Annotated in this window: 17 protein-coding genes; 7 read left to right on the top strand and 10 right to left on the bottom strand. The window is 37.4% G+C overall.

The window, feature by feature from the left end; all coding sequences use genetic code 11:
* Positions 1-259: 259 nt before the first annotated feature.
* Together CRO54_RS13320 and CRO54_RS13315 are read left to right on the top strand one after the other, a co-directional pair.
* On the top strand, positions 260-1,135 hold the full coding sequence (locus CRO54_RS13320; protein ID WP_097132572.1) for a transglutaminase-like domain-containing protein: 876 nt from the start codon (positions 260-262) through the stop codon (positions 1,133-1,135).
* Positions 1,135-2,019, top strand: a complete 885-nt coding sequence (locus CRO54_RS13315) for a carbohydrate kinase family protein (protein WP_097132571.1) — start codon at positions 1,135-1,137, stop codon at positions 2,017-2,019. Before CRO54_RS13320 ends, CRO54_RS13315 begins: the two co-directional genes overlap by 1 nt.
* A 138-nt stretch (positions 2,020-2,157) precedes the next feature.
* On the opposite strand, the gene CRO54_RS13310 is transcribed toward CRO54_RS13315, so the two are convergent.
* Complete coding sequence (locus CRO54_RS13310; protein ID WP_097132570.1) at positions 2,158-4,566, bottom strand: hypothetical protein; 2,409 nt, start codon at positions 4,564-4,566, stop codon at positions 2,158-2,160.
* Complete coding sequence (locus CRO54_RS13305; RefSeq protein WP_097132569.1) at positions 4,532-5,545, bottom strand: hypothetical protein; 1,014 nt, start codon at positions 5,543-5,545, stop codon at positions 4,532-4,534. Before CRO54_RS13305 ends, CRO54_RS13310 begins: the two co-directional genes overlap by 35 nt.
* A 31-nt stretch (positions 5,546-5,576) precedes the next feature.
* On the opposite strand from CRO54_RS13305, the gene dtd reads away from it, so the two are divergent.
* A complete protein-coding gene (gene dtd / locus CRO54_RS13300; protein WP_097132568.1) occupies positions 5,577-6,029 on the top strand; it encodes a D-aminoacyl-tRNA deacylase in 453 nt (150 codons plus the stop codon).
* Positions 6,030-6,120: 91 nt separating this feature from the next.
* Here dtd and CRO54_RS13295 read toward each other — a convergent pair whose 3' ends face one another.
* Both CRO54_RS13295 and CRO54_RS13290 read right to left on the bottom strand, forming a co-directional pair.
* Positions 6,121-7,545 carry a hypothetical protein gene (locus tag CRO54_RS13295; protein ID WP_097132567.1) on the bottom strand — a complete coding sequence of 475 codons (1,425 nt, stop codon included), beginning with the start codon at positions 7,543-7,545 and terminating at the stop codon, positions 6,121-6,123.
* An 8-nt stretch (positions 7,546-7,553) separates the two neighbouring features.
* Positions 7,554-10,001 carry a TonB-dependent receptor gene (locus CRO54_RS13290; RefSeq protein ID WP_097132566.1) on the bottom strand — a complete coding sequence of 816 codons (2,448 nt, stop codon included), beginning with the start codon at positions 9,999-10,001 and terminating at the stop codon, positions 7,554-7,556.
* An 88-nt stretch (positions 10,002-10,089) separates the two neighbouring features.
* On the opposite strand from CRO54_RS13290, the gene CRO54_RS13285 reads away from it, so the two are divergent.
* On the top strand, positions 10,090-11,091 hold the full coding sequence (locus CRO54_RS13285; RefSeq protein ID WP_097132565.1) for an AraC family transcriptional regulator: 1,002 nt from the start codon (positions 10,090-10,092) through the stop codon (positions 11,089-11,091).
* An 86-nt stretch (positions 11,092-11,177) separates the two neighbouring features.
* Positions 11,178-11,504, top strand: a complete 327-nt coding sequence (locus CRO54_RS13280) for a nucleotide pyrophosphohydrolase (RefSeq protein WP_097132564.1) — start codon at positions 11,178-11,180, stop codon at positions 11,502-11,504.
* A 73-nt stretch (positions 11,505-11,577) separates the two neighbouring features.
* Here CRO54_RS13280 and CRO54_RS13275 read toward each other — a convergent pair whose 3' ends face one another.
* From CRO54_RS13275 to rsmA, 6 genes are all read right to left on the bottom strand, one after another.
* Positions 11,578-11,970: an HIT family protein gene (locus tag CRO54_RS13275; RefSeq protein WP_097132563.1), complete on the bottom strand. Its 393-nt coding sequence runs from the start codon at positions 11,968-11,970 to the stop codon at positions 11,578-11,580.
* A gap of 81 nt (positions 11,971-12,051) precedes the next feature.
* On the bottom strand, positions 12,052-12,525 hold the full coding sequence (gene greA / locus CRO54_RS13270) for a transcription elongation factor GreA (RefSeq protein ID WP_097132562.1): 474 nt from the start codon (positions 12,523-12,525) through the stop codon (positions 12,052-12,054).
* 421 nt (positions 12,526-12,946) lie between these two features.
* A complete protein-coding gene (locus tag CRO54_RS13265; RefSeq protein ID WP_097132561.1) occupies positions 12,947-13,423 on the bottom strand; it encodes an OsmC family protein in 477 nt (158 codons plus the stop codon).
* Positions 13,424-13,517: 94 nt separating this feature from the next.
* Positions 13,518-14,447 (bottom strand): 2-hydroxyacid dehydrogenase, encoded by a 930-nt coding sequence (locus tag CRO54_RS13260; RefSeq protein WP_097132560.1) that lies wholly within the window; start codon positions 14,445-14,447, stop codon positions 13,518-13,520.
* Positions 14,448-14,451: 4 nt separating this feature from the next.
* Positions 14,452-15,609, bottom strand: a complete 1,158-nt coding sequence (locus tag CRO54_RS13255; protein ID WP_171047910.1) for a S41 family peptidase — start codon at positions 15,607-15,609, stop codon at positions 14,452-14,454.
* Between the two features lie 36 nt (positions 15,610-15,645).
* On the bottom strand, positions 15,646-16,422 hold the full coding sequence (gene rsmA / locus CRO54_RS13250; protein WP_097132558.1) for a 16S rRNA (adenine(1518)-N(6)/adenine(1519)-N(6))-dimethyltransferase RsmA: 777 nt from the start codon (positions 16,420-16,422) through the stop codon (positions 15,646-15,648).
* Between the two features lie 166 nt (positions 16,423-16,588).
* Here rsmA and pdxA point away from each other — a divergent pair, with 166 nt between their 5' ends.
* On the top strand, positions 16,589-17,668 hold the full coding sequence (gene pdxA, locus CRO54_RS13245; RefSeq protein WP_097132557.1) for a 4-hydroxythreonine-4-phosphate dehydrogenase PdxA: 1,080 nt from the start codon (positions 16,589-16,591) through the stop codon (positions 17,666-17,668).
* Positions 17,669-17,679: 11 nt separating this feature from the next.
* On the top strand, positions 17,680-18,531 hold the full coding sequence (locus CRO54_RS13240) for a sulfurtransferase (RefSeq protein WP_097132556.1): 852 nt from the start codon (positions 17,680-17,682) through the stop codon (positions 18,529-18,531).
* The last annotated feature ends 71 nt before the right edge of the window (positions 18,532-18,602 follow it).

The raw sequence follows: 18,602 nt of genomic DNA, 5'->3' as shown, positions 1-18,602 counted from the left end.
TGTTCCGATAGTTATCGGAAGAAGTGGAAACACTTTTTGTTTTTTATTCCTAAAACAACCTGTCATGCTGAGTTTCCAGAGAAGTAGGAAGAAGTAATCGAAGCATCTGTCTGCGATGAAATACCCTTCGACAGGCTCAGGATGACACCAGTTTAACAAAAAGATTAAAACGAAAAAGGAACTACAGTAACCGATGGAAAACTAGTTTTGCTTTTCGAAAAACATAAAACACTATAATTGTTATAGAAAGGTATAGCAAATGAAAGAGGATAGTAATGTTAGGGAAATAGATGCGCTGGTAAAATTGTTGGACGACCCCGATAATGAGGTTTTTTTGCATGTGCAGGAGAAATTATTGGAGTATGGCAACGATGCTATTTTGCATTTGGAGAGCGCTTGGGAGAAATCGTTAGATACGATGATGCATGAGCGTATTGAAAATATTGTGCATACTATTCAGTTTACGAATGTTAAACAAGACCTTAATTTGTGGTACCAAAGTGGGGCTTTCGACCTGTTGCAAGGGGCGTTAATCATCAATCGTTACCAGTTTCCTGATTTAGATGAGCAAGTGATTATTAACCAAATTGAGGAAATTAAAAGGGAAATTTGGGTTGGTTTGCAGTATGAAATGAGCTCTATCGAAAAAATTAAGCTGATTAACCACGTTTTTTACGGACAATATGGCTTTGTGGGCAATACCAAAAACCATCACGACCCGCAGAATTCTTATTTAAACCAAGTACTGGAAAGTAAAAAAGGCAACCAAATTTCGTTAGCGATTATCTATTCGACTATTGCGCAAAAATTGGATATTCCGGTTTACGGGGTGAATTTACCGCAGCACTTTATCTTGGGTTATATTGACGAAAGCAATCCAGATCGTGAACATGCAGTACTTTTTTACATTAATGCCTTTAACAAGGGAGCTATTTTTGGCAAGCACGATGTGGACCAGTTTTTACGTCAGCTGAATTTAGAACCACAGCCTGGTTTTTATGCGCCTTGCAGCAATGCCGAGATTGTTCGTCGCATCATTAGAAATTTAATTTCGGCTTACGAAAATCTGGGAGCTTCAGAAAAAGTGGAGGAGCTCAAACAAATGCAGGATATTTTATCAGAAACCAGTAACTAATGAGCGATCTTCTTCATCCTAAAAAGGCTATTTGCTTCGGGGAAATTTTATGGGATAATTTACCATCTGGGCGATTGGCTGGCGGTGCACCAATGAACGTTGCCTATCATTTAAGGAAATTGGGGCTTGATGCTTCGCTGATGAGCAGAGTGGGTGACGATGAGGCAGGGAAAGAGCTGGCAAACTTCGTTTCTTCTATCGGCATTCCGTCTGAAAACATACAGATTGACTCAAAACACAGCACTAGTGAAGTATTAGCCGAAGTAAAAACCAATAACGAAATGGTGTATACTATCACCTACCCCACTGCTTGGGATTTTATTGCTTGGCAGGATAATTTTGAGAAGCAAATTGCCACAGCTGATGTTTTTGTTTTCGGCAGTTTAGCCGCTAGAAACGAAGCAAGCAAAAAGACTTTACTGGGCTTGTTACAACATGCTCAATTTTCTGTTTTTGATGTTAATTTAAGAGCACCCCATTACAATAAAGCAACCATTAGCGAGTTACTGAGCAAAGCTGATTTCGCCAAGCTTAACGAGAATGAGATTGTGATTTTGGGCGAGTGGTTTACGCAACAGACGGATGAAAAAAATGTAGTTAAAGCATTGATGGAGCAATTTGCCCTTTCGGAAATACTAATTACCAAAGGCGCTGAGGGTGGCACTTACTACAACGCAACACAAAGTATTGACTACAAAGCTGAGAAAGTAGAAGTAGTTGACACCGTTGGTAGCGGTGATAGTTTTCTCGCTGCATTTTTAAGCAAGAAATTAGCTGGTGAAACCATTGAAGACTGTCTAACTTTTGCCGCTAAACTGGCAGGTTTTATCACTTCGCAAAAAGGTGCTTGCCCGAGTTATGATGTTGCAGACATAGCGTTTTAACAGCATTTTATCGCCATTTCCGCGTAGCCGGGAAACAAAGTGCTCAGCGCAGCTAATAATCTTAAAGCTTTAAACATAAATCCCTTTCGCTGTCCAATTAAATTGGGCAGCATGACTTAAGAAAGCACTCTCTTAAAGCTACTTAGTCGGCACCACAAAATCGCTCAGGTAACTACACTCGTAAGCAGCTTTTTTGTAGTAAGCGGTTTGTCCGTAATGTTGCTTTAATTCTGCGAAATAAGCATTCTTACTATTCACGTAAGCTAATCTGTTATCTCTTTCGGTATAGCTGATATCGTACCAGTTACTTAAGCCCAATACCTGATTAGATTTGCTTTTTTGTTCGCATTTGGCTAGCATGAATGTACATTTTGCTTTAAACTCCACATCGGTGCTTAAACTTCGTGCTTTTAGATACCATTTTTTAGCCGTTGCTGCCATTTTAAAATCTTGGTCGTAAGCATATTTAGACTTTTCGTAAACAGCGTACGAGCTCCAATTATAACTGATTAAAGCCCAAGCATTGCCATAATACCCAGTTTGATAAACGCCATTAGCCATTCTAAAATAATGTTGTGCAGCATTTTTCTTATCTGTGCTTACCAACTTTTGCAATCGAACCATTTCTTTCGCAAAAGATTTCTTATCATATTTTTTGGTTGCACTGGTGTATCTTTTCGGATAATCGTTAATGGTAGTTTCGAAAGGATTGGCGTATAATTTTTCATCTTCATACCAATCGCTTGGTGTTAAAAACTCATAATTAGCGGGCAGATTCTCAAAGCATTTTAGCGCCTTCTGGTATTGATGTTCACGAAGGTAAGCTGTACCATATAGCTCATAAAAATCATTCTTACTTATTCTAGATAGCGTTCTGTTTAACAAAACGTCGAAATCGCCTGCGGCCTTTTCATTAAATCTCTTTTCTAACTTACTTAATGTTGATGAACTTAAATAGTTTTGCCAAAACTCAAGCGATGTCCAGCTCATTCCGGCAGAAAACCCTTTAGTACCAGTTGTATCAACATCCAAATCACCTTTTAGCATGAGTAAAGCTGCTCTGGTAGTATCGCCCATTTTCATGTAAGTTGGCACCAATAATTCGTGATAAAAATTGCGGGTAGTCGACAAAAACTTATTCTCTCTGTTCGAGGCAAAATAATCATCTTCTTTAGGTGCTACTTTTTCTTTGCATCTTTCATCAAGCCATTTCAGCGTTGGTACTAAGTCGTTAGCTTTAAAAGTTCCTTGCTTAATCTTTCTTGCATTTAACAACAGCGTAATGATTTGATACTGATTTTGATAGCGGGCTTTTAATGTTGAAGGATTTAGTTTTTGCAACAAAGCCGCTGCTGCAACGTCATCTTTTTTTAGCCAATTGAGGTAAGCGGCACTGATAATTCCCAATTCTGGTTCTGGATATTTCTTTTCGGCCGCTAGTTTTAGAGCAAAAGATTTAGTGAGCTCTAGCTGAGATAAATTAGTATTTTTAGTAGTGCTACGATTATCTGTATCATCATAGTTTCTAGAAAATCCGCCAGGCTTGTTAAAATATTTCTCTAGCTTATTAACTTCTCTCACCAATAAAGTTCCGTTCATTAAACTACTAGGAATGTAGCTGTAAACCTTATTGAGTGAAGCTAAATCAAAATCTGGATTACCGAAACTTTTAATAGCAATCACTTGTGCTTTTTCTTCGTCACTTTGGGTGAATGCCAACACATCTTCTACCGCTGCCGAGGTATAGTGAAAGTTTTTGTAGGCCTGTACTCGTCTTTCGGGATTACTGTTAAAAACTTTCGAGAATAGGTACGCCGCTTCTGTAGGATCGCCTCCATAACGAACCGAACCTGCATACACCGACATTGCCCAACCTTTGGCTAAATCTGTAGAGGCAATAGGCTCTATATACTGCTTGTACACCGCTTTGCAAGCTGCATAACTCTCAGCGTAATGATACATTCTGGCTGCCTGATAGGCGTAGCGAAGTTTTAGGAAATTATCTTTTCTTACTTCCACCAACTGTTTTATGGCTTGCTCTGCTTTAGCAATCATTTGCGTGCTGTCTCTCATTACAGGATTCCAAGGGTCGTAATTAGCGGTAGCTAATGGCTCACAACTCTTTGCAAACGCAAAATATTTTAAGGCGTGTTTGTTTTTAGCTAGTGCTTTTACGAAGGCATTCCCTTGTAAATCTTGAGGCAGTTGCTTCAAATTTTTCTTCGTTAGATTTGCCAAAAGCACATTGCTAGTACTGTCACTATCATACATAACGCTACGCACATCTTCCTTTTTTACGTTGAGGTACTTGGCCCATTCCGCACTGTTCAAATCATATTCATCTACTTTTTCTTCGTCGTGATAAAGATATTCCCACTCACTGAAATTGAATTGGTCGTAGTCTTTCCCCTGCACATCATTATGGAAGTAAGAAATGTAATAATCGTAGGGGTCTATCTCGCCACCGCAAGCAACGTTCACTACAATTTCGCCAAAAAATACAGTTAAAAAACTAACGCAAAATATGATTGATCTCTTCCAGTTCATGTGTCTTAAAATTTTTCAATGTGGGTTCATCTAAATGATAAAATAACAGGTTGATGGGCTTGTTTGATAAATGTTGATTTAAATAAACTGCACTTTTCTTAATGTCTTCAAATTTACTTGCTTCAAATCTAATTTCATCATTTTTGTAAAGTCCAAATTCTGGCAAATCTGTCTTTACTACATATAATCCGTTAGTGGATTTTAAAAAATTTGATTCTTTCTGCAAATCTTCAAATTTCAATCGTTTTGAAATGCCAGCATAACTTTGATTTCTAAAAACCACCGCCCAAGAGAACAAGGGCAAACCTATATCTGTCGGCATTGGATAATATCCTAGGTTTTTGTCGACGTACTTCTCTAATTCCTTAACCTCTAGGATAGAGTTTTGTGTACCATATTTTCGAAGGTTGCCCATGTTGTAGCACATCAATAAAACCTTATCTACTGGCGGAATACCACTTTTCTCTTGATTTTTTAGCTGATGTAAACGCAGTGTAGCTGAAATTACTTTATTTTCTACGTGCTTCTTGATTTCTTCTAGCAGTGCGAAATAATTGAGTCGGGTAGTTGCAGTCCAATCACAATCTATTTGTAGTTCCGCATAGCTGGCTTTTCCAGCTTGTTTGACCTTTCCATCTACAAAAGTTACGATGTTTTTAGCTAGTTTTTCAATTTGCACATCGTTAACTTCTTTAAGTATATCGTTAACGATAAATACCACTGGAACCAGTTCTAAATCTGCAGGTATTTGGTCTTTAAATTTTATTGGAGCAACAGGCGCAATTTCTCCGTTAAGGTTTCTATCTACGTCCAAAATTCTTACAAATAGCTTACTACTTTTGGCAGCTCGCAAGTAACTTTGTTCAACAGCGTTGGATTGATACACGGTTTTCCAAAAGTAAAAACTGGTGTTTACCTCACGCTTTTGTTGGCAGCCTATTAACAGAATTAAGAAAAACAATATATACTTGCAGTTCATAAGGCAAAATTAACATTAAACCCGGTAAATGATGAGAGCAGTGATACAAAGAGTAACTGAAGCAAGTTGTAAAGTAGATGGAGAAATTACTGGAGAAATTGCCAACGGTTTTTTGGTTTTACTAGGTATTGAGGATGCCGATACACAGGAAGACTTAACATGGTTAGCGCAAAAAATCACCAATATGCGTGTTTTTGGAGATGAGGATGGCTTGATGAATAAATCACTAGCGGATATTGATGGAAATATTCTGCTGATTAGTCAGTTTACGCTGTATGCTTCTACCAAGAAAGGTAACAGACCTGGTTTTACTCGAGCTGCCCGACCAGATAAAGCCATCCCTCTTTATGAGGAAATGAAAAAGCAGTTAAGTACATTGATTGGCAAACAAGTTGCTTGCGGTATTTTTGGTGCTGATATGAAAATTAGCTTATTGAACGATGGTCCAGTTACGATAGTGATGGATACGAAGGATAAGGAATGAGGGAATTGACGATTTTAGATTGACGATTATATAAATAAAAAAACGTCCCGACATTAAATCGGGACGTTTTTTTATTGAGCGTGTTAGTTTATTAGTAAGCACCTAAATAGAAACTTCCTGATTGGTTTTTCAATTTAGCACCTTTAGTAACAACACCTGTTTTGTAGTTTACGATATATAAATTACCATCAAGACCATTAGGAGTCATTGGTACATAAAAATTATCGCCAGCTATACCAATGTTTTGGAATTGACTAAACGTACCAGTTAATGCTGTACCTCCATTTTGTGCAGCAGTAAGTCCAGAAAAACCAGCTTCTGTTTGATTTTCTACATTAGTTAATTTAGTTGCAGTTCTAGTTGTTAAATTTATTAGAGCAAGATAACCTCCATTTACACCTGTTTCTGTATACATAACAAGACCAATACCATCTTTAATATATCTCCAAGCTCTAATTGCTACATTGTTAGAAGCTCCTAATGCAGTTTTTAAATCAAATAAATATGTATTATCATATTCATTGGTATTTTTGTCTAAACGTAGTATGTGCGGCTGGCCTGTAGTATTTACTCCAGTACCTTGATAAATATGTCCATCCGTGCCTAAATGCTGAATCATTGTACGATATCCATTATTTCCAAAATTACTTTGTGTAGAATAAATTAATTTAGGATTTGCCAACGAAGGATAATCCACCACCAACGTAACAGTACCCAACGTACTTGCAGCCGATGACCAAGTTTGAGCACCAGAATTATTAACAGTAGAAGGCTTGGTTACATCTGTTCTCGATAAATTACAACCAATAAACAATTTAGTTTTAGCTGCATTTAAGATCGGCATATCAATACGCCCAATTTGATATCCGTCTTTTGTTTGTGCTTCTGTAAAAGGAATAGTGAACTCTGCTTGGCGAGAAACTCTTGGATCGTTTAGATTAATTACAGCAATTTTTGCCGTACTAGTGATGTTTTCAAAAATTGCTCCAGCACCTTCTTTATTATCTACGGTTTTTACTTTTGTAGATGCTGACACTCCTACACCAATACCTTCTGCAGCAACCACCCAACGCGGAGAAGTGCCTAAAATAGGTTCAGTATTCACTTCTTCACGAGTATCTATGAAGTTTTTTTGTCCTTCAACCTTATATTTATTAAAAATACCGCCATCGGCACCCGTATATTGGATATTATATAAGAAATTACCATTTATAGAGCCTTGTACACGTGCTGTACGCTGAGATCTTAAGCCATAACCTTGGCTAAAAACATTAACTTCAAAATTTGGATTCGCAGCTTCTGCAAGGGTTATTGCATATGCCATAGTACCACCATTTCCAGCCGTGGCAGTTTCAGCATCAGGGAAGGCCCCCGTTAATGTAATAAATTTTCTTTCCCAAACATCTGGACCAGAAACCGGTATCTCTCCAGAATCTCCGCTTTTTTTACAACCGGTTAAAGCACTAAATGCTAATACAGACCCAAACAATGCTGTCTTAATAAAACTAGTTCTCATTTTCTTACTTATTTAAAATTATTTATGGTATAGTTAAGTTTGATATAAAAAGCTCTCCCTGGTTTTTGTACCCCGAAATTGTCATATATCTCCCCATTGAGTATATTTTTAGCATCTAGACTGGCAACTAATTTCCCACTCGGAAAACGATAACTAGCACCTAAATCATGTGTAAATTGAGTTGGCGTGGTAAACCACTCAGATTCTATCCATATGGTACTAAATGGAGCAACATAGCCCGAATTGTAATAAACATTCAGGTTAGAATTCTTTTGAAAAATATTTTTAAACCTATACTGTATGTTTGCATTTACAGTGAAAAAAGGCTCATTAGGTACTTGCGCATTATACAAACTGTGTGGGTTTCCATTTTCATCTGACACTACTTTAAATAGGGAATTAAATTTTGAAAAATTCACCATTGCGTTTAACCTATTATCGTAGATATAGTTAATCTCTGCTTCGAAACCTACAGATTGTGTTTTTGACAAATTAACAAATTGCGTAACCTGTATATCTTCTACTTGATTTTCGCGACCCTCAATTACAGCATCGGTGCGAGTTTGCTGAATAATTTTATCGTAACCATTTCTCCAAAACATATTACCATATAAGTTAATTTTATGTTTAGTGGCAGGTTGGAATCCATAACGAGCACCTACGTTATAATTGATGGCCAATTCTGGCAAGATATCCGCATTAGGCAGTAAATTATTTTCCGGCTCACCATAGATATGGCGATCGGTAGGCATAATAAAAGATTTCTCCGCAGAAACAATTACGAAACCATTATTTACAGCCTCATAAGATAACGTACCCCCGAAGCCCTGATTATTACGATTAGTTGAGTTGTAGTTATAGGATATCACACCATTTGTTTCGCCCAAAGGAATAGTTTGGTTAGTTTGATAAATAGCATATTTCCCAAAAACATTAGACTTTAACCTTCCTTTTAGCATCTCTGCTTCGTAGTTCATTGCCCAGATATTAGTTGTTAGATCATTTAATGTAATCCATTTACTTCTTGCTGGCCTTAATAAATCTTGATCATTTCTGTCAGAGTTTTCGAATTTGTGATTCAATGAAATACGATGGCCAGATACTATCATATAAGATAAGTTTGAGCGAATATTAGAAATTGTTCTATCGATATTGCTGATCACGGCCTCCCCTTGTTGTCCCATTCCTGGTTCGTAGCCAAATGTTTCAGGTGGCCCTTCTGCATTCTTCACTAGCAAAGTCCCATCCCAATTGTATTTTAAGCTAACAGTATCTTGCAAATAAGTACTACGCCTACTATGTACCGCATTTACATTTAACGACAAACCATCAACAAATAAATTATTCTTGCTATAGTTTAAACTAACAACATGCGCTTGGTATTCATTAAATCTACCAAAGTATGGTTTAGTCATTGTTAAACCATGGGGAATCTCTTTGTAAGTATCTGAAACATTATAACCTATAAAAAACTGATCGGCCCATTTCACATCAGAAAAACCAAATTCAAATCTTCCACCCACAGTTTCAAATTTATCATTTGGTCGTTTCGTCCTGTAATACCTTCTCACTTTAAGTCCTGGTAACGTGTATTTAGAAAACTTACCCCACATCTCATAATCATTATCAGAATGGCTAAAGAAACCTGATGCACGAACAGTTAAACCATTTTTAGGATTTCTATATAAACCACTAATATCTCCTCTGTACGTATTAAATGATCCGTAAGATGCCGACGCAGTAATATTATTTGCCGAAGCATCTTTTTTCATAATGACATTGATGGCCCCGCCAATATAATTCCCACTTAAATGAGACGGCAATACCCCTTTGTAAACTTCAATGCGCTCAATCATTGATGGCGGTATATTATTTAAGTTGAAAGACGAGCCATATGTAGAAATCTCGATACCGTCCAAAAACAGGCCTATGGTACTTCCGGACATGCCGTTCAAGTTATATTCGATAGGAGAACCTTCACCTCCGTTTTGTCTCACACGAACACCTACAGATCTATCCAAAAGCTCATTTGTAGTTAAGTTTCTTAGGGAAGCTTCTTTAGTTTCGATAATAGCCACAGCAAAACCGCTAGTCTCCATCTTCTTCTTTTCTGTTTTTCCCTGAACAGTAACTTCTTGCAAATCGCTTTTTTCTCTAGCTTTAGCTGAAACGTTAATCGTATTTTCCGCTTTATTTATAGTGATTTGCTGTTTTTTAGTCAAAATCTCCATAGAACCTACTTCCAAAGTATAACTGCCGTAAGCAATACCTTTTATAGCATAGTTTCCTTTTTCGTCGGTAATGGTTTGTTTATTTAAGGATTTGATATTCACTACTGCACCTGCAACTGACTCACCGTTATCCATCGTAATTTTGCCAGAAATATTCCCTGTTTGAGCGTTAACAATAGAGTTGAGTGCTACCGTAAATAATAGCGAGAGTAAAAAATGCTTCATCTTCCTTAATAATTTTCATATTTTTATTTAGAAGAAGTCTAAATAAATGTAAATTGCGGCAAATATAGTAGCCAGCGTTTTTTAAGGAATGACATCATACGAAAATTTACCGACGCAAAAAGAAAAAGCGACAGCGCTTAGTTTAAGTATTCCTGCAACAGCAGACAGTACTGAAACACAGCCTGTTTTAAAAAACTTACAACTCCATAAATTTCTATTCAAGAAGTTTTTGGCCGAAGAAATAGGCACCAATCCCATCACCATTTCTGCCGACCAAAACCTACTGCTGATTCAGTTCTGTATCAAAGGAAGTAGCAACTTCAATAACTCAGCACAAAGGAAACCAGCTATATTTAAACAAGCAGAATACAACATTTTATATCTACCCAAAGAAGAAACCACTACCATTATCAACACCGAAGATTGCGACTTGATACACATCTACCTCGGAGAAAAGTTTTTCCTTCAGTACATGTCTAGAGATTACGGCGTTCCTCTGTACAACTTAATTGGAATTGGAAAACTGTTTCAGAACAACCTGCACCTAAGCCCTAAATTAAAGAGCATTGTAACTGAGATAGAAAATTGCGATTTTGGCAGAAACCTCAAAAACCTGTACACTAAAGCAAAGATTATCGAGCTACTTAGTCTTCAATTAGCGCAATACGAAGAAGAAAAAATCATTCCATCTACGTTAAAAGCAATAGAAGTAGAAAAAATGATATTGGTAAGAGAGCTGATAGAAAGTGATTTGAGCAACTCTCCCAGCATTTCTTCCTTAGCTAGAGCTGCCGGTACCAACGAGCAATATTTAAAAAAGCATTTCAAACTACTATTTGGCTGTACAGTTTTCGGTCACATGATTTCTTGCAAAATGGAAAAAGCGAAAGAAATGCTGCTTACAGGTAAATACAGAATTACAGAAATTTCTGAGGTGGTGGGCTACAAACATGCCACCCATTTTACAAATGCATTCAAAAAATTCTTCGGCTATTTACCACAAACCTTAAAAGCAACAAAGATTTTCTTTGGCACTTACTTTTCAGTGGGCTTTGAACTGGAAGCAATGGAGCTATTGATGATGATTTAGTTAGTTGTTTGGTTTATTAGTTTTTTCGTTGTTTGGAAATTGATTATTGTTCCATTGGATATTATTTCAATCCTTATCTTTACCTCATGACCATTACCGAAGCACAAGAAACCATAGACCGTTGGATCAATACTACCGGCATCCGTTATTTTAACGAGTTAACCAACACCGCTATTTTAATGGAAGAGGTAGGCGAAGTTGCCCGCATTATGGCCCGTAAATATGGTGAACAATCTTTCAAGAAAAGTGATGAAGAAGTAAACCTAGCCGATGAAATGGCCGATGTACTTTTTGTACTGATGTGCTTGGCCAATCAAACAGGCATCAATCTAGATGAAGCATTGGTAAAAAACTTGGAGAAAAAATCCATCCGCGATGCGGAAAGACACCAAAACAATGAAAAGTTGAAATAGACAGAAAGTCGGGAAGTTTGAAAGAGAAAATTTGCGAGTTCAAACTTTTCACTTTCTAATTTTTACTTTAGACTTAAAGTTCCGCCTTAATCTTCGCAGCAACCTCCGCCAATTCCTCTTGGCTCAGTTTCAACTTCGGATTAGCAAAGTTCATGTCGTTCATGGTATGGATAGGAATCAGATGGACATGCGCATGTGGTACTTCTAAACCAATCACCGCCACGCCAACCCTATCGCAAGGATAGGCTTTCTTAATGCCAGCAGCAACTTTCTTCGCAAACAACATCAAGCCTTGGTACAAGTCATCTTCGATATCAAAAATATAATCTACTTCCTTTTTCGGTATCACTAAAACATGCCCGTAAACCAAAGGACTGATATCCAGAAATGCTAAAAAATCTTCCGTTTCAGCCACTTTATGCGCTGGGATATCGCCTGCTACTATTTTAGAGAAAATGCTACTCATGTGGTTACTGGTTATGAGTTACCTGTTACGGGCTAGGCTGTAAAACTTACAACTCGTAACCCGTAACTCGTAACGTAGTTATTATCTAGAGATTTCCAGAATTTCGAATTCAATTTTGCCTGCTGGCACTTCAATTTCAATTTTATCACCTACCGATTTACCCAATAACCCTTGAGCAATAGGAGATTTTACCGATATTTTTCCCGATTTCAAATCAGCTTCACTTTCAGCAACCAATTGGTAAGTCATGGCAGCACCATTCTTTACATTCTTGATTTTAACGATAGAAAGCGCCAACACTTTAGTCAAATCCAATTTCGATTCGTCTAACAACCTAGAGTTCGCTAAAACAACCGTTAATTTCGCAATTTTGGCCTCATGCAAACCTTGTGCTTCTTTAGCCGCATCGTACTCTGCATTTTCCGATAAATCGCCTTTATCACGAGCCTCTGCAATCGCTTTTGCAATCGAAGCTCTTCCCTCAGTTTTTAACTGATGTAACTCTTCTTTAAGTTTATCTAACCCTTCTTTAGTGTAATAGGTAATATCTGCCATAGCGCTATTTCTTTTCTTTAGTCCTATAAAAAACAAACAAGACTACATAGGGATTAACCCACATAGTCTTGCGCTGTTAAAAACGAAGATATAAGCCTTAAACCAAAAAAGCAAATAAATGCACCAAAATTTAGTTCAAATTGGCAAGGCTGTGACCAAAATCATTGTACTTATTTTTTGAAAAGCAAAACCTGCATTTTATCTGTTCCGATAGTCCTGCTTTACACTTTGTTTTTTTTTGTTATCGTGTCATGCTGAGCTTGTCGAAGCATCAGCAACAAAAAACACGCCGTTTCAATCCGGTTTAGGCAACTCAATTTTCTCCCGCAGATCTCACAAATTTAACCGCAGATTAAATTTGTGAGATCTGCGAAAATCTGCGTTTTTCTTATCTGTGCACATCAGCGGGAAACAAGCAATCTTACACCCCAATAGCAGTACAAGCCGCTTTATGCTTTACCGGAAAATTTAATGAGCTTGCAATAAAGCACATTCTATTTGCTTCTGCGTGTAAGGAATTTGCCCAAGAAATATCTTCTGGCTTAGAAATTACCACCTCTGGGCGTAAAAGAATCTCTGTAAATTTACCACTGCCATCTGGACTCTCGGTCATCGTCCCTTTTGCTCTATCTTTATATTCTATCACCACAATTCCATTTTTAGAGCACAGGTGCAAAAACCATAACATATGGCAAGAAGAAACTGATGTCAACATCAAATCTTCAGGGTTGTATTTGGTTTTATCTCCTAGAAAAATAGAATCCGAAGAACCAGAAAGCGGCTCTTTACCATCTATTTCCACAGTAAAATCTCTATCGTAAGAACGGTAGTCCATGGTTCCCGAACCCTTGTTTCCCATCCAAACCAAGTTGGTTTCGTAAATATGTTGCTTAGCCATAATAGATATGAGTATCGAGATCTGAGATTTGAGACTAGTCTCGCATTCATCCCTCTGCTTTAAATTGTTTTGTTTATAGCAGCAATTTAGAAAATTATCCGCTGATTTTAGCCAACTTATCCGCCAAAACCTCAGAAATTTTACGGTAAGAGTCGAAAGTCCAGCCAGCAACGTGGGGTGTTAAAATTACTTTCTCGTTGGTTTTCAAGGCGTCATACCATTCTTGCTCAACCAATGTTGGAAATTTCTCCTTCTCCAAAACATCTAATCCTGCACCTAAAATCTTTTGATTTGCAATATTATTCAGTACGGCTTTGGTATTTACAATTTCTCCCCTAGCTGTATTGATAAAAAAGATAGGTTTCTTAAAATGAAAGAAATATTCATCGTCAACCATCTGTTTGGTTTCCCTAGTCAAAGGGATATGTAAGCTTAGTACATCGCTATGCTTAACAATTTCTTCCATACTCACTTCTCTAGCAAATTCATCACTAAAACCAGCTTTATATTTATCGTAGGCAATTACATTTACACCAAAGCCCGAAAGTTTGCGAGCAAAACTTTGCCCCATAAAACCATAGCCAATAATACCTACGGTCTTCCCTTTCAGTTCGTACCCTCGGTTGCCTTCCCTATCCCAAGCACCATTTCTAATTTCTAAATCCGCTTTGCGGAAGTTGTTCATCAGCGATAATAGCAAACCAACGGCATGTTCGCCAACAGCATCCATATTACCTTCGTTAGCAGCCAAAAGTGCAATGCCTTTCTCTTTCGCAATGTCGATATCAATGTTATCCAATCCTGCACCAGCTCTTGCCACAAATTTCAATTTCGGAGCTACATCAAAAATTTCTTTGTCTATCCTAAATTTGGTTCGTACAGCAATGCCATCGTAATCTGCCACAGCAGCTAAAGTTTCAGCTCTGGTAATTTCAGGTCTATCATCTATATCGTAACCTAAAGCTGCTGCTCTTTCTTTAAAAAATGGATGTAGATCATCTACAATTAATATCTTTTTGTTCATGCTTTTAAGGCTTCTTGTTGATGTATTCTAAAGTTTGTTCTATCCAATCGCTTTTAAAAACATCTAATGTTATATCAGGATTAATCCCCTTACTTTCATAGGCTAAATCTCTATTAGTGCCTTTCATATCTGTAGGATAAAAAGTAAAACGACCACTTGGCAGTACTATTTTTGCACCATAATTACTCCCAAAAGTAATGGTACCTCTGGTTTGTTCACCTAAGGTAGTTACCTTTTTCAAAGGTTTTAATTCCAAAATAAATTGTTCGGCGTTACTCACCGTTGCAGAGTTTTGCAGTAAAAAAATGTTTCCTTTATACTTTTTAAGCAAGTTGATAAATTTTTGAGAGGTTTTAAATCCGCCACCGCCATTATTTCTCACATCAACTATTAAGTTCGTCGTTTCTAACGTATCCGAAATCTTTTGGTAAAACACTTCCGATTTTTTGATATTCTCAGTACTAGAACTAAAACTGCTCAATCTCAAATAACCAATTTTATCATTAAGGATTTTATATTCAAAGTTCTCATTGCCTTTATCTAATATCGAAAACTTCTTCTCCCGAGACTTTGTAAAGGGTGTTCCTAACAGTGTTCCATTAACCAACCTCGTATTTTTAATTAGTTGAAGACTACCATACAATAGCACGTCGTAACCACCATAAGGTGTATGAAAAATTTCTGCCATTATAAAACCGTCGACTAAATTCATGACCTGGTACACCTTATCTCCTTTTTCGTACAAACCATACGGTCGATTATAGGCAAAATAAACACCTTCTAAATCACTTTCAAACTTAGGACGAACCCTCTTCATTATATCGCCTGGCTTATCTTGTCCCATCAAAAAATAAGACATTTTCAAAGCTGTATCGGGCGTACGGTAAAACCCTAAATGATTATCGTTAATAGCAGAGACCAATTTGCTTAACTGCCTGAAAGCTTCTATCTCGCCAGCCTTCGCAATTTTCAGCTTCACATCTTCATACAATTGCTGGTAAGCTTTGTCTCCTTTAAGCCGCTTTTTGTACGAAGGTGTTTTTTGAATGGCAGTGTAAAGCGCTTCTAAATCTGCTTGATTTTGATTTTCCTGTGCTATTGACTTTGAAACATGAAGCGTTACTAAGAATAATAAAAGAAATGTGTAAAATACTTTTTTCATACCCATAAAGACACTTCGTTTCCTCTTATAGTTGCATTACCTAGTTGCTAAAAAATTAGTCAGTTCAACAAAATCTTGCACAGTTAAAGTTTCCGCCCTTCTTTCATAAAATGGATGTTCGCCTAATTTATCTCTCGGCACTACTGCAGAAACAGCATTGCGCAAAGTTTTTCTACGCTGATTAAAGCCCGCTTTTACTACTCTCCAAAATAATTTTTCGTCACAATCCAGTTCCTCAACTTCGTTTCTAGTTAAACGAATTACGCCAGAATTCACCTTTGGTGGCGGATTAAAAGTTCCAGGCTTTACGGTAAACAAATACTCAATATGATAGTAGGCCTGAATAAACACACTCAAAATCCCGTACTCTTTTGTTCCAGGCTTAGAGGCACAACGCTCAGCAACTTCCTTTTGAAACATGCCTACCATTTCTACAATATTTTGGCGGTTCTCTAAAATCCTGAATAAAATCTGCGAAGAAATATTGTAGGGGAAATTGCCAATTACAGCAAATTTGCCTGGAAAGATGGATTCAAAACTCAGCTTCAAGAAATCGCCGTTAATTAATCTATCTCCCAGTTGCGGATATTTCTCCCTCAAGAAGTCGAAAGATTCGGTATCAATATCAATGAGAAAAGTTTCCAAATCTTCTCGTTGCAACAAAATATCAGATAAGATTCCCATTCCTGGTCCAACTTCCAATACTTGATTGTATTTGTCGGTATGGATTAAACCATCCACAATTCGCTGTGCAATGTTTTTATCCGTTAGAAAATGTTGCCCTAAGTGTTTTTTTGCTTTAACTAAACTCATACGCCAAAGGTACGGTTTTATGATTTACGATTTTAGTCCCGATAATTATCGAGATACGATTGCGTAGTTAAAAGGTCAGTTTGTGCTTCAATAAACACTTTGTGTTCTTCGTGTCTTTGTGGTTAACCTTAATAATCCTTATTTTGCGCTAAATTTAAACATCAGCATGAGCAACAAAATTAAGATAGGAATTAGTATAGGCGACGTTAACGGTATTGGTTTAGAGGTGATTTTAAAGACACTTGCCGAAAGCAAGATTTTAGATTACTGTACGCCAATTGTTTACGGCCACACTAAAGTCGCTTCTTTTCATCGCAAAGCTTTACACCTTAGCGATTTCATGTTCAATGTAATTCCAAATGCGGAAGCAGCAGTGGCGCACAAACCCAATATGATTAACTGTTGGGAAGAAGATGTTAAAATCGAATTAGGTAAGGCCAACGAAACTGGTGGAAAATATGCTTTTCTATCGTTACAAAAAGCCACCGACGATTTAGTTAGCGGTGCTATTGATGCATTAGTGACCGCTCCAATTAATAAAAACAACATCCAGTCGGAAGATTTTAAATTCCCTGGACATACAGAATACTTACAAGAAAGAAGTGGCAGCAACGATGTACTGATGTTCTTGGTAAGCGATACTTTACGTGTCGGCGTAGTAACTGGACATATTCCTGTAACTGAAGTAGCCAAGAGCATTACCAAAGAAAAAATCGTTAAAAAACTACAGCTGATTAACGAAAGTTTGAAAAAGGATTTCTGGGTCGAAAAACCAAAAATTGCTGTACTAGGCTTAAATCCACATGCTAGCGATAATGGTTTGTTGGGAAGCGAAGAAGCAGAAGTGATTTCACCTGCTATCCAAGAGGCATTCGACAAAGGCATTATTTGCTTCGGTCCATATCCTGCTGATGGTTTTTTTGGCAATGGAACCTATAAACAATTTGATGCGGTTTTAGCGATGTACCACGACCAAGGCTTAATTCCTTTTAAAACTATTGCTTTTGAAACTGGCGTAAATTACACCGCAGGATTAAAGTTTGTACGTACTTCTCCTGACCACGGAACTGGTTACGGTATTGCAGGTAAAGGCCAAGCTGATCCAACTTCATTTATGGAAGCGCTTTTCGCTGCCATCCACATTGTGAAAAACCGCAGAGAACAAGAAAACTTGTTGCGTAATCAGTTAAGAACTGGTGGTAAAATTATTGAGACTGCTGGAGATATTAAAGACGACGCCAACTAAACCTTCAAAAAATGAGTAAGATTTCTCCAATTATACAACCTGAAGATTTACTCAAACTAAAGGTTCAAAATAAAGAGTTCATACTTATAGATGCCGATGGTGGCGGAAAAGAGCGTTATCTGGCTAACCATTTAGCTGGAGCTTACTTTGTAGACCTAGAAAATGATTTGTCTACTGCCGTTGAAGATCCCGCCAATGGAGGCCGACATCCCTTACCTCTTCCGAACAAATTTGCGGAAACCATTAGTAAGCTAGGTATTAGCCCCGAAAGTCATGTAGTTATTTACGATGATAAAAATGGTGCAAATGCGGCAGCTAGGTTTTGGTGGATGCTTACGTCAATTGGTTACAAAAACATTCAAGTGCTAAATGGCGGCTTTAAGGCAGCATTGAATATTGGCTTTCCAAGTAATGCTCATTTGGAAACGCCTATACCCACTAAAATAGATACTTCCATAACGGAATGGAAATTACCTTTAGCAACCATTGAAGAAGTTGAAAAAGCTAGCAAAACCAAGCATAAAATCATTGTTGATGTTAGAGCTAAAAACAGATACGATGGATTAGTGGAGCCATTGGATTTAATTGCTGGACATATTCCTACCGCTGTAAACATTCCCCTTACCGAAAATTTAGATGAGTTTGGTGCATTTCAGAATCCGTCTTTTTTAAATAAAAAATACAACGATACTTTTAAACATACAGCATCAGAAAATATCATTGTGCATTGCGGATCGGGAGTAACGGCCTGCCATACCTTATTAGCCTTTGCCTATGCAGATTTACCTATCCCTAGCTTATATGTAGGCTCTTGGAGCGAATGGTCTAGAAGTGGCAATGATATGGTTTTGAATATTTATTAGCATAGCCCCAAAAGCCTCGTCATCCTGCAGTTTCTTTGTATAATAAACCTTATTGGAGCGAACACACAGCG

This window comes from Pedobacter xixiisoli (genome assembly GCF_900215335.1).
GTDB lineage: Bacteria > Bacteroidota > Bacteroidia > Sphingobacteriales > Sphingobacteriaceae > Pedobacter > Pedobacter xixiisoli.
This window is presented reverse-complemented; position numbering and strand designations above follow the sequence as displayed.

Bases quoted from the DNA above. Each gene is read 5' to 3' on its own strand.
- CRO54_RS13320 (WP_097132572.1), top strand. From the start codon at position 260: ATGAAAGAGGATAGTAATGTTAGGGAAATAGATGCGCTGGTAAAATTG.
- CRO54_RS13315 (WP_097132571.1), top strand. From the start codon at position 1,135: ATGAGCGATCTTCTTCATCCTAAAAAGGCTATTTGCTTCGGGGAAATT.
- CRO54_RS13310 (WP_097132570.1), bottom strand. From the start codon at position 4,566: ATGAACTGGAAGAGATCAATCATATTTTGCGTTAGTTTTTTAACTGTA.
- CRO54_RS13305 (WP_097132569.1), bottom strand. From the start codon at position 5,545: ATGAACTGCAAGTATATATTGTTTTTCTTAATTCTGTTAATAGGCTGC.
- dtd (WP_097132568.1), top strand. From the start codon at position 5,577: ATGAGAGCAGTGATACAAAGAGTAACTGAAGCAAGTTGTAAAGTAGAT.
- CRO54_RS13295 (WP_097132567.1), bottom strand. From the start codon at position 7,545: ATGAGAACTAGTTTTATTAAGACAGCATTGTTTGGGTCTGTATTAGCA.
- CRO54_RS13290 (WP_097132566.1), bottom strand. From the start codon at position 10,001: ATGAAGCATTTTTTACTCTCGCTATTATTTACGGTAGCACTCAACTCT.
- CRO54_RS13285 (WP_097132565.1), top strand. From the start codon at position 10,090: ATGACATCATACGAAAATTTACCGACGCAAAAAGAAAAAGCGACAGCG.
- CRO54_RS13280 (WP_097132564.1), top strand. From the start codon at position 11,178: ATGACCATTACCGAAGCACAAGAAACCATAGACCGTTGGATCAATACT.
- CRO54_RS13275 (WP_097132563.1), bottom strand. From the start codon at position 11,970: ATGAGTAGCATTTTCTCTAAAATAGTAGCAGGCGATATCCCAGCGCAT.
- greA (WP_097132562.1), bottom strand. From the start codon at position 12,525: ATGGCAGATATTACCTATTACACTAAAGAAGGGTTAGATAAACTTAAA.
- CRO54_RS13265 (WP_097132561.1), bottom strand. From the start codon at position 13,423: ATGGCTAAGCAACATATTTACGAAACCAACTTGGTTTGGATGGGAAAC.
- CRO54_RS13260 (WP_097132560.1), bottom strand. From the start codon at position 14,447: ATGAACAAAAAGATATTAATTGTAGATGATCTACATCCATTTTTTAAA.
- CRO54_RS13255 (WP_171047910.1), bottom strand. From the start codon at position 15,609: ATGAAAAAAGTATTTTACACATTTCTTTTATTATTCTTAGTAACGCTT.
- rsmA (WP_097132558.1), bottom strand. From the start codon at position 16,422: ATGAGTTTAGTTAAAGCAAAAAAACACTTAGGGCAACATTTTCTAACG.
- pdxA (WP_097132557.1), top strand. From the start codon at position 16,589: ATGAGCAACAAAATTAAGATAGGAATTAGTATAGGCGACGTTAACGGT.
- CRO54_RS13240 (WP_097132556.1), top strand. From the start codon at position 17,680: ATGAGTAAGATTTCTCCAATTATACAACCTGAAGATTTACTCAAACTA.